Origin of the sequence: Rhodococcus sp. 14-2483-1-2, assembly GCF_002259405.1 — a bacterium.
Taxonomy (GTDB): Bacteria; Actinomycetota; Actinomycetes; order Mycobacteriales; family Mycobacteriaceae; genus Rhodococcoides.
The window spans coordinates 1-14,001 of the sequence record NZ_NPFW01000001.1 but is presented as its reverse complement, the minus strand read 5'-3'; the positions used below and the strand labels follow the sequence as shown (position 1 = coordinate 14,001).

At 65.2% G+C, this 14,001-nt stretch carries 13 protein-coding genes; 3 read left to right on the top strand and 10 right to left on the bottom strand.

Annotated elements, in window-relative coordinates:
• The 7 genes from CH295_RS00065 to CH295_RS00035 form a co-directional block, all read right to left on the bottom strand.
• Nucleotides 1-129: biotin carboxylase N-terminal domain-containing protein (locus CH295_RS00065; RefSeq protein WP_141216918.1), on the bottom strand; the 129-nt coding region annotated here is incomplete at its 3' end.
• Between the two features lie 128 nt (nt 130-257).
• Nucleotides 258-1,727: a condensation domain-containing protein gene (locus tag CH295_RS00060; RefSeq protein WP_094739428.1), complete on the bottom strand. Its 1,470-nt coding sequence runs from the start codon at nt 1,725-1,727 to the stop codon at nt 258-260.
• Between the two features lie 124 nt (nt 1,728-1,851).
• Nucleotides 1,852-2,265, bottom strand: coding sequence for a SufE family protein (locus CH295_RS00055; protein WP_037188062.1), 414 nt, complete (start codon nt 2,263-2,265; stop codon nt 1,852-1,854).
• Nucleotides 2,262-3,158 (bottom strand): sulfurtransferase, encoded by an 897-nt coding sequence (locus CH295_RS00050; protein ID WP_094739427.1) that lies wholly within the window; start codon nt 3,156-3,158, stop codon nt 2,262-2,264. Before CH295_RS00050 ends, CH295_RS00055 begins: the two co-directional genes overlap by 4 nt.
• A 160-nt stretch (nt 3,159-3,318) precedes the next feature.
• Nucleotides 3,319-4,692 carry a condensation domain-containing protein gene (locus CH295_RS00045; RefSeq protein ID WP_170945689.1) on the bottom strand — a complete coding sequence of 458 codons (1,374 nt, stop codon included), beginning with the start codon at nt 4,690-4,692 and terminating at the stop codon, nt 3,319-3,321.
• Nucleotides 4,670-6,127, bottom strand: coding sequence for a condensation domain-containing protein (locus tag CH295_RS00040; protein WP_094739425.1), 1,458 nt, complete (start codon nt 6,125-6,127; stop codon nt 4,670-4,672). Before CH295_RS00040 ends, CH295_RS00045 begins: the two co-directional genes overlap by 23 nt.
• A 46-nt stretch (nt 6,128-6,173) precedes the next feature.
• Entirely contained in the window at nt 6,174-7,622 is a 1,449-nt protein-coding gene (locus tag CH295_RS00035; protein ID WP_094739424.1) for a condensation domain-containing protein, read from the bottom strand.
• Nucleotides 7,623-8,194: 572 nt separating this feature from the next.
• On the opposite strand from CH295_RS00035, the gene CH295_RS00030 reads away from it, so the two are divergent.
• Nucleotides 8,195-9,538 (top strand): hypothetical protein, encoded by a 1,344-nt coding sequence (locus tag CH295_RS00030; protein ID WP_141216917.1) that lies wholly within the window; start codon nt 8,195-8,197, stop codon nt 9,536-9,538.
• A gap of 5 nt (nt 9,539-9,543) precedes the next feature.
• On the opposite strand, the gene CH295_RS00025 is transcribed toward CH295_RS00030, so the two are convergent.
• The gene (locus CH295_RS00025) at nt 9,544-10,809 is read right to left on the bottom strand and encodes a glycosyltransferase (RefSeq protein ID WP_141216916.1); all 1,266 of its coding nucleotides are present in this window, start codon (nt 10,807-10,809) and stop codon (nt 9,544-9,546) included.
• A 155-nt stretch (nt 10,810-10,964) separates the two neighbouring features.
• On the opposite strand from CH295_RS00025, the gene CH295_RS00020 reads away from it, so the two are divergent.
• Together CH295_RS00020 and CH295_RS00015 are read left to right on the top strand one after the other, a co-directional pair.
• Nucleotides 10,965-12,350 (top strand): hypothetical protein, encoded by a 1,386-nt coding sequence (locus tag CH295_RS00020; RefSeq protein ID WP_094739421.1) that lies wholly within the window; start codon nt 10,965-10,967, stop codon nt 12,348-12,350.
• A 114-nt stretch (nt 12,351-12,464) separates the two neighbouring features.
• Nucleotides 12,465-12,908, top strand: a complete 444-nt coding sequence (locus tag CH295_RS00015) for a flavodoxin domain-containing protein (protein WP_032397647.1) — start codon at nt 12,465-12,467, stop codon at nt 12,906-12,908.
• Nucleotides 12,909-12,956: 48 nt separating this feature from the next.
• On the opposite strand, the gene CH295_RS00010 is transcribed toward CH295_RS00015, so the two are convergent.
• Together CH295_RS00010 and CH295_RS00005 are read right to left on the bottom strand one after the other, a co-directional pair.
• Nucleotides 12,957-13,619, bottom strand: a complete 663-nt coding sequence (locus CH295_RS00010) for a Maf family protein (protein WP_230596158.1) — start codon at nt 13,617-13,619, stop codon at nt 12,957-12,959.
• Nucleotides 13,620-13,621: 2 nt separating this feature from the next.
• Nucleotides 13,622-13,882, bottom strand: a complete 261-nt coding sequence (locus CH295_RS00005) for an acyl-CoA carboxylase epsilon subunit (RefSeq protein ID WP_230596157.1) — start codon at nt 13,880-13,882, stop codon at nt 13,622-13,624.
• Nucleotides 13,883-14,001 lie beyond the last annotated feature (119 nt).

Sequence of the window (14,001 nt, the reverse complement as noted above, 5' to 3'; positions counted from 1 at the left end):
ATCGGGCTCGGCATACACAGCGACACTGGCCAACCCGGCATCGGCGGCCGCCCGGATCACCCGCACCGCGATCTCACCACGATTGGCGACAAGAACCTTGGTGATCTGAGCACTGGCATGGCTGGGCACTGAGCCTCCTACAGATGTATTTCTCGCGTGCTTCGTTACGAACGTCACGTCGGAGTCTAAGCACCGGCGCTGTCATCGCTGCAATCGGTCCGCACAGCTGCAGCGGATCGGCGGCGAGCCGCAGTGAGCTACTGATTGGTAGCGATCTGTCCGGTGTCGGTATGTCCGATTTCGGATCGGTCGTCGTCCGCACGAGGGATTCGGGCGGTGCCGGTGTTCGCCACATCGGTCAACAGCTTCCGGAAGGCACCTATGTACTCGTGAACCCGCGCGGTCGCCTGCTCGGTGTTGGGATAGCGAGCCGCGATGTTGATTCCCTGCGGAGTTCGGTTGATCCAGATGTACACGTCGTGCTGGTACTGCTTACTGCGCAACGCTCGGGCGTTCCAGTCCGGCCAGTGTTCGGCGGCAGGCGCGAACCGCACATCCATGAACGAGACGACGAAACGCGGGCGGGCCGAATAGCCGAGAGTGGTGAACACACGATCGAGAGGAACGCGGGCGATCGGTTTGGTCTTCTTCACCTCGGCCGAGGCCGCCGCGACCACCGAGCCGAACGAATCCGCACCGGCGATGTCGAAAGAGATAGGACACAGTCCGACGAACCAGCCCAGTGCGGAGGCCCACTGGGGCTCGTCGCGAGTGTGGACCGGAGTCACCGTGCGAAAACGAGTGCCGCCGCCCAGTTCGGAGCCGGTGAGGGCGAGCACTGCGAGCAACCCGGCGAACAGGCTGTGTCCGGTCTTGCGGCACGCGACCGAGAACGAGTCGGCCTGATCGGGATCGAGCACCCACGCGGACAATCCGCCCTGCGGCAGATCGTCCGGGCTCGGATCGCCGATGTCGAGTGGAAAGGCCGGTAGCTCACCCTCGCCGTCGACGAGGAAATCTCGCCATATCCTCACTGCGTCGTGCGAGTGTTCCAGCTCTGCGTTCCTCTCGCGCTCGGAGGACCCGAAGTCGAGGTAGCTGCCGGCCTCGAACAGACCGGCAGGAGCGCCACCGAGTTCTTCTCCGTACAGCGCAGCGATCTCGTGGGCGACCAGAACCGTGGACAGACCGTCGATGATCGAGTGATCCGCTGCGAAGAACACGGTGACCGGACGCGTCTCGTCCACCGGTTCGAGAGTCACGAATGCGTAGGCGGGCCAGATCAGCGGTGAGGTGAACTCGTCGAACAGATACTGCAGATGCTCGAACACCTCGCTCGATTGCGCGCACCGTTCCTGCTCGACCTGCCAGATGTCGATGGCACCCTGCGCGGCCGTCACCCGCGTCATCTCGCCCGTCACCTCGTCGATCGACGCGCTCGAACGCATCGCCTCGTGCCGGTCGATCCAGTTCAGAACTGCCTGGCGAAACGCCGGCTTGTTCAGGGGGCCTGCGATCTCGAAGGCCGCGCCGAGCCATGATTCACGACCGCGACGAGGACTGCTCAGGCTCGTACGAAGGTGCGCCTCGTGGACGTAGGACGTCGGCCTGGCGTCGGGATGCCACCCTGCGGCCTCGGGAGTGCGGGCCTGCGGGCCGACGCTGGGTATCCACTCGGTGAGCGTGCCCGCGGGAACCGCGTAGTCCGCCAACTCCGTGAACTCCATATCGGCAGCAACCAACCTTCGTCGTACGCATCGGGGGACAGGGCCCTTGCGGCCCTGCCGCGGAGTCTAACGACGACCCGTTGTATCGATCAAGACGACGGCGCGCTACCGGAGCCGTCGCCCGTCAACGCAGGTGACGCTTGATCCGCGCCAACATCGCCGACATTCCGCGCAGTCGCAACGGACTGACCGCGTCGCTCAGCCCGAGAGCCGAGTAGAAGTCGTCCGGTACGTCGAGGATCTCCTGAGCGCCGAGACCGTCGAGACCCTGCGCCAGGATCGAGGCGAATCCCCGCGTGGTCGGAGCTTCCGGCGGGGCGCTGAAGTACAGCCGGACCCGCGCCGGATCGCCTGCATCCACCGACAGGAACAGGGGAGACTGGCACTCCGGCACCGGTTCCATCGCGTCCTGCGCAAGGTGGTCCGGCAGTGGAGGCAGTTCGCGACTGAACTCCAGCAGTAGCTGCAGCTTGTCCTGACCCTCCACCGCGGCGAAGTCTTCGACGATCTCGGCCAGGGATTCCGGCAGGGCGCTCATCGAGCGGCCGGAGCCGATCCGGGCTCCTCGCCCTTGGCGATCGGAACGCGAACGGCGTTGCCCCATTCGGTCCACGAGCCGTCGTAGTTGCGAACCGACTGGTACCCGAGCAGATGGGTCAACACGAACCAGGTGTGGCTCGAACGCTCGCCGATGCGGCAGTACGCGATCACGTCGTCGGTGGCGGAGGTGTCGGAGTAGATCTCGTCCAGCTCGGTCCGAGAACGGAAGCGTCCGTCCGGTGCGGCTGCCTTGGCCCACGGAATGCTCACGGCGGTGGGGATATGACCTCCGCGCAATGCACCTTCCTCCGGGTAGTCCGGCATGTGGGTGCGCTCGCCGGTGTACTCGGCGGGGGAGCGAACGTCGATCAACGGCACCGTTCCGAGCGAGCCGAGGACGTCGGAGGCGAACGCGCGGATGGGCGCGTCGTCGCGTTCGATCACCGGGTAGTCGGTTGCGGGGAACTCGGGCACGTCGAGGGTGGTGTCGCGGTTCTCCGACAGCCAGGCGTCGCGACCGCCGTCGAGGAGACGGACGTCCTGATGTCCGAACAGAGTGAAGACCCACAGTGCGTACGCGGCCCACCAGTTGCTCTTGTCGCCGTACACGACGATGGTGTCTTCTCTGGAGATGCCTTTGCGGCTCATCAGCTTCGAGAACTGCTCGCCGTCGATGTAGTCGCGGGTGACCGGATCGTTGAGGTCGAGATGCCAATCGATCTTGACCGCGCCGGGAATGTGGCCGACGTCGTAGAGCAACACGTCCTCATCGGACTCGACGACGCGAAGGCCGGGGGTACCGAGATGAGCGGACAGCCATTCGGTCGATACGAGACGATCCGGATGCGCGTAGTCGGCGAACGTTGCGTTGGAATCGGTTGGTACAGGCACGTATCGGCTCCTACGGAAGATATTCGGCTGGCGGCCCGCCCGGGGGTGAACGGTCTGCACTGTCGATCCTATGCGGAACCTCTGTCGCGGGGCGGGAGTGGAGCCTGCGGAATGACTTCTACGGCGGGAGTGGAGCCTGCGGAATGACTTCAGTGGGGTCTCAGAGCGTCAGTGCAGCGTTCTCGGCTTTCGCTGCCGAGGTCCGCATGAGAGCGACGAGTTCCGCGGTGAACGCATCCATCACCGAGTGTGCCGTTGCAGTGTCGGGGAATCGTGACCGCATTGCCAGGCCCGATGCGGTGCGGGAGACCCAGAACTGTGCATCGTCGGACACCGTGGCATTGCTGATGTGGTGTGCATCGGTTCGGTCGAAGCGTTCGTGGCCACCGATCTTGGTGTAGTCGATGTAGGACACCATGAACACGTCTCGACGCGACAGGGTGAACGCGTCACCGAGGTTGTTCAGTACCTGGGGGATCGGAACGCTGCTCAACGGTAGTGCCGCGCGAAACGCGGTGTGGGCCGCGGTGATCGTGTCGGCGAGGTCGCGTTCGACCTCCACGGTCATGGGAGCGTTGGTGGTGAACCAGCCCAGTGCACGCGAGAATTGCTGCTGATGGCGGGTGTGCAACGGGAACAGGAACGGCACGCGGCTCGGTCCGCCGATGCCGGCGCAGGCCTGTGCGATCGCAGCGACGACACCGGCGAACATTCCGGCTCCGGAACGGGCGCAGAGCTGCTCGAAGTCGAGGGTGTGCTGCGCGTCGAGCAAGCGGGTGACAGTCGTTGCCTGAGGCGCGGTTTCACCTTCGGCGACGCCGAGGTCGAGTGGGAAACGCGGTGTGGTGCCCCCGCACTCGGTGAGAAAGTTCGACCACCGCACCATGCGCTCGTCCGTGGCATCGACGAGCGGCCGGGTAGCTTCGACGCGGCAGTATTCGACGAACCCACCGACCGGAGGCAGGTCCGTCGCCGGGTTCGGCGGGCAGCGGCGGTAGGCGTCGTACAGGGTGTGGATCTCGTCGACAACCACTGCGATCGACATGGCGTCGACGTTGGAGTGGTCGAAAGCGCACAGGATCGTCGAGGTATCCGGCCGATCGATTCCGAGGCAGGTGTACGACGGGAATCGTCGTGCATCGCAATGTAGTTCGAGCGTGCTTCGGAGGTGATCCCGGAGCGTCGACGCCGACGAGAAGGCGGTTCGAGTGGATTGCCTCATCTCGACTGCACCCGGTTCGTAGAGCGTTCTCGCTACTCCGTCCACCCCGCGAACGAAGGAACTGCGCAGAGTGTCGTGGCGGTCGATCAGGTGCTCGAAGGCCCACCCGAGTGCTCGGGTATCGAGGTTGCCCTGCACTTCGAAGGCTCCGGCTATCCAGACGCGCTCGGCCTCGTCCAGATCACCGAGGTGGAACTGCTGGTTGAACGACGGCGGAACCGGTGACGGCTGTGGATTCCCGGTGACGACGGCGGTGAACTCGACGACTGCACCCGCGCGTGGGGTGTACTCAGTGATCGAGGTGACCCGCACCGGCCGCCTCCTGAACGAGATCGCCGGGCGTCAGGCTGTAATCACCGTCGCGGGCAATGGTTTCCAGGACGTGTGCCAGATGATCGTGGTACCGCTTCACCGCTGCGGCGGCAACGTCGGTGTCGGGGGTCTGGGCCACCAGATACAGGTGTTCACCGTCTCGGTTGATCCACATCGACGCGTTCGAAGTCGAACCCTCGCCGGTGAAATGTTCGGCGCGTGTGTCCGCATCTCGCCCGACGCCGGGGAACCAGCGAAAGTCGATGTACGAGAGCATGTTCGGACTCACTGCCAACTCGCTACCGAGAGTGCCGTCGGCGGCCAGAGCGCCCAGTACGGCGTGCACCGGGGCCTCCGCGATCTGCTTGGCCTGCTCGAATCCTCGGTGGGCTGCGGCCGCGACGTCGGAGAACCTGTCGTTTCCTGCCACCTCGAACGCGACCGGAGCGAAATTGACGAACCACCCCTGGGATTGTCCGTAGTCACCGTGGTGCCGGGTACTGAGCACGGTGATCCCGAAGTAGTCGGTGGTTCCGGCCAATTCGAAGTCGGTGATCCCGACGGCGGCGAAGATGCCGCTGCTCATCCGGGCCCCGGCGGCCTTGCATGCGGCGTCGAATGCAGCAGTCGGTTCCTTGCTCAACAGGTGGCGTTCGACGATGCGAACCGGAGCTTTCTCGCCGGGCGCGAGTCCGAGGTCGAGTGGGAACCGAGGCATGCGGCCGTCGTGTCGGGTGAAAATGTCTCGCCAGGCCGCGATTTCGGGAGAATCGGCCGTGAACGTCGCGGCCCGAGCCCGCTCGTCGGCGGCGTAGGTCAGATGGCTACCTGCCTCTGCGGGAGCCGGTACGTCCGCGCCGGTCTCGAGTGCGTACAGATCGGCCAACTCGCTGATGACCAACGCCTGCGAGCCGCCGTCGGTGAATGCGTGATCTGCGCCGTAGTACAAGGTGAAGCTGCCGGGCCTGGCCACGACACCGACGACGAATCCGGGCCAGGCGTCCGCGGTCGCCTCGGACGAGAAGCGCCCACGTACGTAGCGTTGGAATTCGTCGTCGTCCGTGGTTTCTCCGGCGTCGGTCACCTCGAATGCTGCGACCTCGGGTGGGGCGAGACGCCGAACGACGTCGTTTCCCTCGACCTCGAACCAGCATCGAAGACCCTCGTGGCGCAATACGTAGGCGGCCAGTGCGCGGCTCATTGCATCGGTGTCCACGTCACCGTCGAGTTCGGTTGCCACCCCGGTGTACGCGGTATGAAGGTCGCCGCGTTCGCGGGCCGCCCACGCAGCCTTGAGATGGTCCTCCTGGAGGAACGAGGCCGGAGTCGAATCGACAGGTGCCGCTTCGGCACTCGCCCGGGCCGCCGAAGTGGGGTGCCACTCCAACAGCCGGCCGGGAGCGGGATTCCATCTACCCATGGCGGTGATGATCATCGTCGCTTCATCCTCCTCGATACGGGCCGCGGGCCGATTCCATCGCTCACTCTGCGGCGACTGTCACCGACCGAGCGGCCGACGTGAGCACCGTATCGGTACTGCGGTCGGAGTCGATCACTGCCGTCAACACCGCGACGAACTCGGTGATGAAACGGTGGACGTTGGTGGATGCGACGTCCGAGCTGGGGAATCGTGCGGAGATGTTGAGCCCTTGCAGCGTCCGGTTGACCCAGAAGTAGACCTCGTCGTCGGCGTGGCAGTTGCTCCGCAGAGCCCTACCCTTACGGTCCTGCCACTGCTCGGCGTCCGGGAGGAACCGAAGATCGATGTACGACACCACGAATCGGGGAATTTCCGTCGACTCGAGGATCTGGGCGATCTTGGAGTACGGCATCCGAGCCAACCCCTTGTTGGCTGCGCCTGCAGTCGCCGCAGCCTCGAGCGCCTCCCCGAACGTGCGAGCGTTGTCGAGCTGAATCTCCATCGGCAGAATTCCGACGTACCAGCCGACCGCCGCGGCCCACTTCTGTTCGTCCCTGGTGTGCATCGGCATCACGGTGCGCAACGTCGTGCGGCCGGACAGGCGGACGTTCGTCAGCGCCAGAGCAGCGAGTATTCCGGCCTGCATGTTGTACCCGCCTGCGCGGCATGCGGCGTTGAAGGCGTCCGATTGATCGGAGGTCAGCAGCCAGGACGAGATGCTGCTCTGCGCGGCCGGTTCGGTGCCGGTGAGCGCACGGTCGACCGACACCGGAAGCGGAAACGCGGGAAAGCGTCCGTCCTCTACGGCCAGGAAGTCCTGCCACGTCCGTACGGCGCTGTGGTCACCGGTCAGCGTCTCGCCGAGAGTCCTCTCGGACTGGCTGAAGTCGACGTAGCTGCCTACTTCGGGCAACTCCGGGTCGATGCCTTCGAGAGCGTGTGCGTAGAGCCGGTCGATCTCGTTGATGGCATAGATCTGGCTGTAAGCGTCCATCACCGAATGGTCGGCGGCGAACGCGAGCAGGAACGACTCTCCTGGACCGTTCGAGAGAGCGCGTGAGGCATCGTCCGGTTCGATGGTGGCGAGGACGAAGTGCGGCCATGCCGTCGGGGACACGGTTTCGCCGAACCAGGAGTGCAGATGGCTGAAGACCTGAGTCTCGGTCCGGGGTTCGGTGTGCGCCCGGTCGATCACCTGCACCGCATCTGTCGGTGCGGTGTAGCGCAGCCAGGAACCGGATTCCTCGTCGCGCCGAACCTTTGTGCGAAATGCCTCGTGACGGCCCATGTATGCGGTGATGGTTGCGCGCACCGCCTCGACGTCGTAGCGGCGATGAATCTCGAACACCGTGCCGATCCACGAGCCCGGTGCGCTGCGCTCGCAATGGTCCTGGTGTGTGAACGACAGCCCACGGGGGTCCGGTGCCCAACGGTCGTCGTCGACGCGGGGGACCCACTCGGTCAGGCGACCGGCGGGGAGGGGGTAGTCGGCGAGTTCGGTGTATTCCATGGGAGTCCTCTTCCGTTCCGGGCTCGGTCAGCGGTGTGCGGCGTCGGTTCGTATTCGCACGTTCGATTACGGTCGAGTCGATCGTGTAAACCTGTCAGCGGTGTTCGTGCAGCGGACCGGTCGTTTATCTGCTTGCTGTTGGATTGCTGCTTTCCGCATTGAAAGAACAACGTCATTGCCGTCGACCCGAAGTGAGTTCAGCACACACGATAGGGCGTAAGTGAAATTATTTCGCGACGCGTAAAAGTAATTCTTCTCACTGCCGAACGTCTTGACCCACCGGGCTCCGATCAGCAGTCGGCGGTGTGTCCGATTGTCGTATCCTACGATCGGATCACTGATTTTGCTGGTCATAGTGATGACAGATCACAGTCGGAGTGTGGTGCGATCGGTGTCGGAGGTCCACACACGACCCACGCCACTGAACGGCCCGAACATGGTGCGGGACACAATCGGGACCCTTTTCTGTGCATCCGACCCCTTTTCCGTACATGTATTGCCGAATGTGAATGCATTGATGGTGGCGAATTGACACCACCGCCCCTGTTTCCTCGATGTAGTAGGTTCGGCGCGTGACTCGAATTGGATTTGCCGATCACCTATTCTTGCGAATGCATCACGGCATCGGATATCCCGTCTACAACCAGTTCCTGTGGTGGTTCGACGAATCCGTCCAGCGAGTGGACCTGGAAAAACTACGGGACAACCTGTCCGACGGTCTGCTCGCGCGCCGAGTGGTCGCGTCGACGGTGCCTACTGCCCGCGATCGATGGGTGGCATCGAACGTCTCCCATTCACTGGATTTTCACCCAGACTTCATCGAATCCACCGAAGTGTCGGCCTGGGCCGACGGTCGCATCGATCGAGACATCGATCCCGAGACCGGTCTCGGTTGGCGGCTGTCGGCGGCACCGTTGACGAACGGTGGGACGGTGCTGTCGTTGGTCGCTTCGCACATGGTCGCCGACGGCGGCGCTCTGATCGCCGCGTTCGTTGCTGCGAATTCTCCGTCCGAACAATCTCGGCCGGTTCCGAGCACGGGCGGCATCGCGGCCATCGCCTCGGACCTGCGAGACGCCGCGGACCAGGTGCGGTCCGTTGCAGGCTGGTTGGTGAACACCGCTGCGTCCGCGCTCCCGATTCCCGCCCGATCCGGTCCGGACGCAGCTGTCCCGCGCTCGCGGCCGACTCGTTCGCAGCCGACGGCCGGGGCGGTGGACGCCGCCTGGGTATCGCCTCACGCGGTGGCGGAGGTGGATGCAGGTGCCTGGAAGGCCGCCGCCCAGCGATGGGGTGGCACGTCGAATTCCCTGTTCATCGCGGTCCTCACGGCTGCCTCGTTGCAGGCCGGGCGAGCCTCGATCGGAGACTCGGTGCAGTGGTCGTTGCCGGTCAGCGATCGCACCGTCGACGACACTCGATCCAACGCCACCAAGATCGTCAAGATCGAGGTCCCCATCACCGACGCGGCCGACCGCGATCTGTCGACGATCCGGGCAGCCAGCAAGGCGGCGTTCACCGCCTTCGCCGCGAGGCAGGCTGCCGGTCTACCACCCGCAGGCATCTCGCAGGCTCTCGTGCAGATGCTGCCCGACGCCGTGGTCGCGCGTGTTCCGCAACCGCGTGACGGCGCGGAAGGGCTGGCGTCGAACCTGGGTGTTCTGCCCGAGGTCTTCACCACGGTGGCCGGCATTCGAGCTCGGGCCGTGTCGGGCAGAGCGACCTTCGCGGGTGCCGACGCCGCGTTCGCGCGATCGTTGGACGGTGGCCTGACTGCGTGGGTATGCGAGACGGACGCGAGCGTCACCGTGACCGTCCACGCCATGGATCCCGATCGATTCGTCGATGACCAGGCGCTGCGTGACCACCTGGCGGAGGCCCTGGATCGTTGGGAACTGACCGCGCGCTTCTGGTGAGTGCCTCAGCGGTTCCGCGCAGCCGCCTCGGTGATGTCGGCAGCTGCGGCCACCGCTGTTGCGGTCGGGGCAACGGCGTCTGCGAGTCGGCGTGCCGCCTGCCTGGCACGGTCGGTAGTGATATCGGCAATGCCTTGCTGCAGAACGGATTCGGTCAGCGTCGAGAACTTCGTGCTGGTTCCGGCTCCGATCCGGCGCAGCGCGGCTCCCCAGAACGGCTGATCGGCGCTGAACCAGCAGACGAGTGTCGGCAGTCCGGCCCGCGCCGTTGCAGCCGTCGTACCCGCGCCACCGTGGTGGACCGCAGCCAGGCATCGCGGGAGAATGCTCGTGTGATCGACCGACTCGACGATCATGATGTTCGAGTTCGACTGGGCAGCACCAGAATCGGCACCGACCAGGTCACTCCAGCCGGCACAGACGAGAGCGCGCACGCCCAGCCGTCCGGTCACGTTCTCGATCATGCGCAACAGTGCCGTCGGATCGGGAACGGGCATACTGCCGAATCCGAAGTACACCGGCGCGGACCCTGCCTGCAGCCATGTCTCCAGTGCTGGATCGACGTCGACGCGAGCGCCGCTCAGCCCCAGGAATCCGACGAACGGCCTCTGCGGGCCCCACTGTTCGGCGAGCCCGGGGAACAGTGCCGACTCGTAGGCCTGAATCTCCACTCCGCCGTAGCGTTCGGATCGAACGGGCAGCGAACTGCGGGTCGGTGCCAGGCCCAGGGACACTCTCTGCGCGTTCTCGCGAGCCTTCATGGACTTCCAGCGCATCGATTCCGCCAGCGCCCACATCGATCGGTTGACGTATCCCGGCAACGTGGCCCCCGGGGTCACGGGCACGACGTCGTTGCGTCGAAGCGGGCAATAGTGCAGTGCCACAAAGGCATTGCCGGCAGACTCCGCCATGTTGAACGCCATCTCCTGCCCCAGTGAACCGGTGACGATTCCGTGGCAATCCTGGGCCATCTGCTCGAGTTCGGCGGACATCTGATCCCAGCCGTGATTGGCCAGTTCCGCGAGTGCCGCCATCCTGGTCCGCGGGTTACGCGACTTGATGCGCACTCTGATCAACTCCGACTCCAACAGGCGCTGGGTGTCGGGCCCGAACGAGACCACGCTGACGCGTTCGGACTCAGCTGTTTTCGCGCGAGCGAAGTCCAGCAGGTTGGGCGGTGCGCCGAACACCACGTCGTGTCCGCGATCCGCGAGTTCGACGCCGAGTGCGATACCCGGCGTCACGTCACCGCGACTGCCGTTGAATGGCATCACGAACTTCATAGGGTTACTCGCAGTCGCGTCGGCGTGGAAAACGTCCTCAACCTATCAGTCCTGCCCGTTCCAGTCCGGTTCGGAAAACATATGGCGGGAAACACATTTGCGGCCCACCTGCGTCCGCACTCGTGCAGCGATAGTCTCGCGTAGTGGAAAGACTGACGTACGACGACGACCTGTTCCTCCGCATGGAATGCGTTCTCGGGGTACCCGTGGTGAACCAGATCGTCTGGCGGTTCGACCGCGCCGTCGCACCGGACGCGCTCCGATCCATGTGGCAATTGCTCGCCGCAGGCCCCATCGATCGATCGGTTCGGCGGGCCCGGGTGCCCGGAGCCCGTGACAGTTGGACAGCAGCGCGTCGACCCGCCGATCCCGTGGTCATCGGATCACCGATCGCCCGCGCGGCGGTCGACAGGTGGATCGAGGACGAGGCCGCGGTGACGCTGGACCCGATCGGGGGACCGGCGTGGCGGTTGTCGGCCACCTCGGTGGCAGAAGGCGGGACGGTCGTGTCGCTGGTCGGCTCTCACGTCGTCGGCGACGGCGGTGCCCTCACCTCCGCGGCCGCGGCCGCGCTGGCCGGACACGCAGTCCCCGACGATTTCGCACGCGTCGGGCTCGATCACGGTTCCGAGTCCGCGGCGGCGATCACCCGCGCCGATCTGTCCGATGGTCTCGGCCGCGTCGGTGCGGCGCTCTCGGGTGCGGCCCGAGTGCTCGGCCGCACTGCGGTGGAGGCGATACGGGCACGGACCACGGCGTCCGCCGAGCCGAGCGAGGGAACACCGGACGGCACGGGTGCAGGCCCTGACCGTCCGCGTGTGATCGTCGCGCCTGCGGAAGGGGCATGGAGGCCGAGCACCGTCGTCGTCGATTGCCTGTCCGCCGAGTGGTCTGCTGCCGCGGCGAACAAAGGCGGCAGTTCCAACAGCCTCCTGGTCGCGGTGGTGCTCGGGATCCTGACCGGGAGCGGCCGAGTCGGAGTGGAGGACCGGGTACGCGTCGCCCTCCCGGTCAGCACCAGGACCGCGGGAGATCGGCGGGCCAACGCGACGTCCGGGGTCTCGATCCACGTCGACCCGGGAGCGGCGTATCTCGACGATCTCGGAGCAATTCGAGCGTCGAGCAAGCAGGCATTCAGAACCCAGGCCGATCGCACGGTCACGACGACGTTCGAGCTCCTCAAACCGCTGATGCAGTTGCTGCCCGACGCGATCGTGGCCAAACTCGCCGCGTCGGGCTCGGCACCGCTGTGCCTGTGCTCGAATCTCGGTGCCAGAGGTGTCGCACTGCGCACCATCGGTGGTGTCGACGCCACCGCGGTGGCGATGAGGTCGATCACGCAGAACACCGATGTGGCCTTGCTGCGCCGCACCGGCGGTGGCGTCAGTGCCTGGTGGAACGAATCGGGCGAACGCGCAACCCTGTGCGTCACCGGGCTCGATCCGGACAGCTTTCCCAGCAAGGAACACCTGAGAGGGCTGGTCGAGGCGGAGTTCGATCGATGGGGCCTGACGCCGGAATTCTGGTGACCTCGAGACAAGTCACAACTGCGGGCGAGGACGGATTTTCGACCGGATCGCCGGTGAGGCTATGCTTTCCGACTGTTCGAGTGTTCGGGCAGGTGTGAGAAAGGGGAGCGATCCATGGCAGTGGTCGTGTTGTTCGGGTCCGAGACCGGTACGGCCGAGGAGGTCGCCGACAAGATTGCGGACGTCCTCAGCGATCATGACGCCGAGGTACGCGACATGCTCGAGTACGAGGTGTCCGATATCGACACCGACGACTTCCACGTGGTCATCTGCTCCACCTACGGAGACGGAGAGCTCCCCACCGGTGCAGAACCTTTCTTCGAAGCACTCGTCGAGGACGCGCCGGACCTGGCCGGACTGCAGTTCGCGGTGTTCGGTCTCGGCGACCGGGTCTACGAGGACACCTTCAACCGCGGCGGCGAGATCATCGCAGAGAAGCTCACCGAGCTCGGCGGCAAGCAGGTCGGTACTCATGCTCGGCACGACAGCTCGTCGAACATCAGGCCGAAGACCATGGCCGAGGAGTGGGCTCGCGAACTGATCGACCTGCTGCCCTGAGAGCAGGAATCGGCTCCGGCGGCCCTGCGGCCGGCGGAGCCGCAAGGGTCAGGACGGGCTTCTGTCCCACAGCGCGGCCAGGGACGTACCCACACGAGTGAGCAGGGTGCGCACCAGCGGTAGGCCTATCCCGATCACCGACGACGGATCGCCCTCGATGCGGTCGACGAACCAGCCGCCGAGCCCGTCCAGCGTGAACGCCCCCGCCACCGACAACGGTTCACCGGAGTCGAGGTAGGCCTCGAGGTCGACCGAAGACGGCGTCGCGAAATGCACGACTGTCGAACTGTGCGCTGCAGCCTGCGCCACGACCACTCCGTCGGTCACTCGGAGCACAGCGTGGCCGGTCAGCAATTCGCCGCTGTTCCCCGCCATGGACTGCCATCTCTCGCGCGCCACCTCGACTGAATGCGGCTTTCCGTGCAGCTCCCCGCCGATGGCCAGCATCGAATCGCAGCCGACGATCACCAGATCCTCGGTCGAATCCGTGAACGTCTCGGCCACTGCGGCAGCCTTGGCTCGAGCCAATTCCGTGACCACCGTTTCCGGAGACGCCGACGGTCCGAGCTCTGCAGTCAACGCATCCTCGTCGACACCCGACACTCGGACGATCGGCTCCACCCCGGCACCACGCAGTACCGACAGGCGCGCAGGCGACGCCGACGCCAGGACCAGACGAACAGGCCCCGGCGCAGCGTCGGAGGACTGCACCGTCACCGTGGGTGACGGCCCGATGCGGCATACGAATACGCCGATTGAGGTGCGAATCGGCGATGCAGCAACTCCGGCGAACCCCAGAGCTCGCGAGGACGAGAATCGCCCGCCGACTCCGATCCGCCCTGCGCAGCGGTCAGAACAGCCACCAGCGCGGCGAGTTCCTCGTCGCTCGGATTGCCCTTCACCACACGAACGGCAGCGGGGGTTGCGGAGACCGCTTCGTCGTTCGCTTCGTCATGATTCGCTTCTGCGCTCACTGCGTCATGATTCGCTTCGCCGCTCATAGGGGGATGTTTCCGTGTTTCTTGGGTGGGAGGGTGACTTGTTTGCGTTCGAGCAGTCGTAGGGCGGTGACGATCTGGCCGCGGGTGTGGCT

What these genes read in the sequence shown, in the direction of transcription:
- CH295_RS00025 (WP_141216916.1), bottom strand. Translation starts at nt 10,809, where the DNA reads ATGCCATTCAACGGCAGTCGCGGTGACGTGACGCCGGGTATCGCACTC.
- CH295_RS00015 (WP_032397647.1), top strand. Translation starts at nt 12,465, where the DNA reads ATGGCAGTGGTCGTGTTGTTCGGGTCCGAGACCGGTACGGCCGAGGAG.
- CH295_RS00060 (WP_094739428.1), bottom strand. Translation starts at nt 1,727, where the DNA reads ATGGAGTTCACGGAGTTGGCGGACTACGCGGTTCCCGCGGGCACGCTC.
- CH295_RS00055 (WP_037188062.1), bottom strand. Translation starts at nt 2,265, where the DNA reads ATGAGCGCCCTGCCGGAATCCCTGGCCGAGATCGTCGAAGACTTCGCC.
- CH295_RS00040 (WP_094739425.1), bottom strand. Translation starts at nt 6,127, where the DNA reads ATGATCATCACCGCCATGGGTAGATGGAATCCCGCTCCCGGCCGGCTG.
- CH295_RS00035 (WP_094739424.1), bottom strand. Translation starts at nt 7,622, where the DNA reads ATGGAATACACCGAACTCGCCGACTACCCCCTCCCCGCCGGTCGCCTG.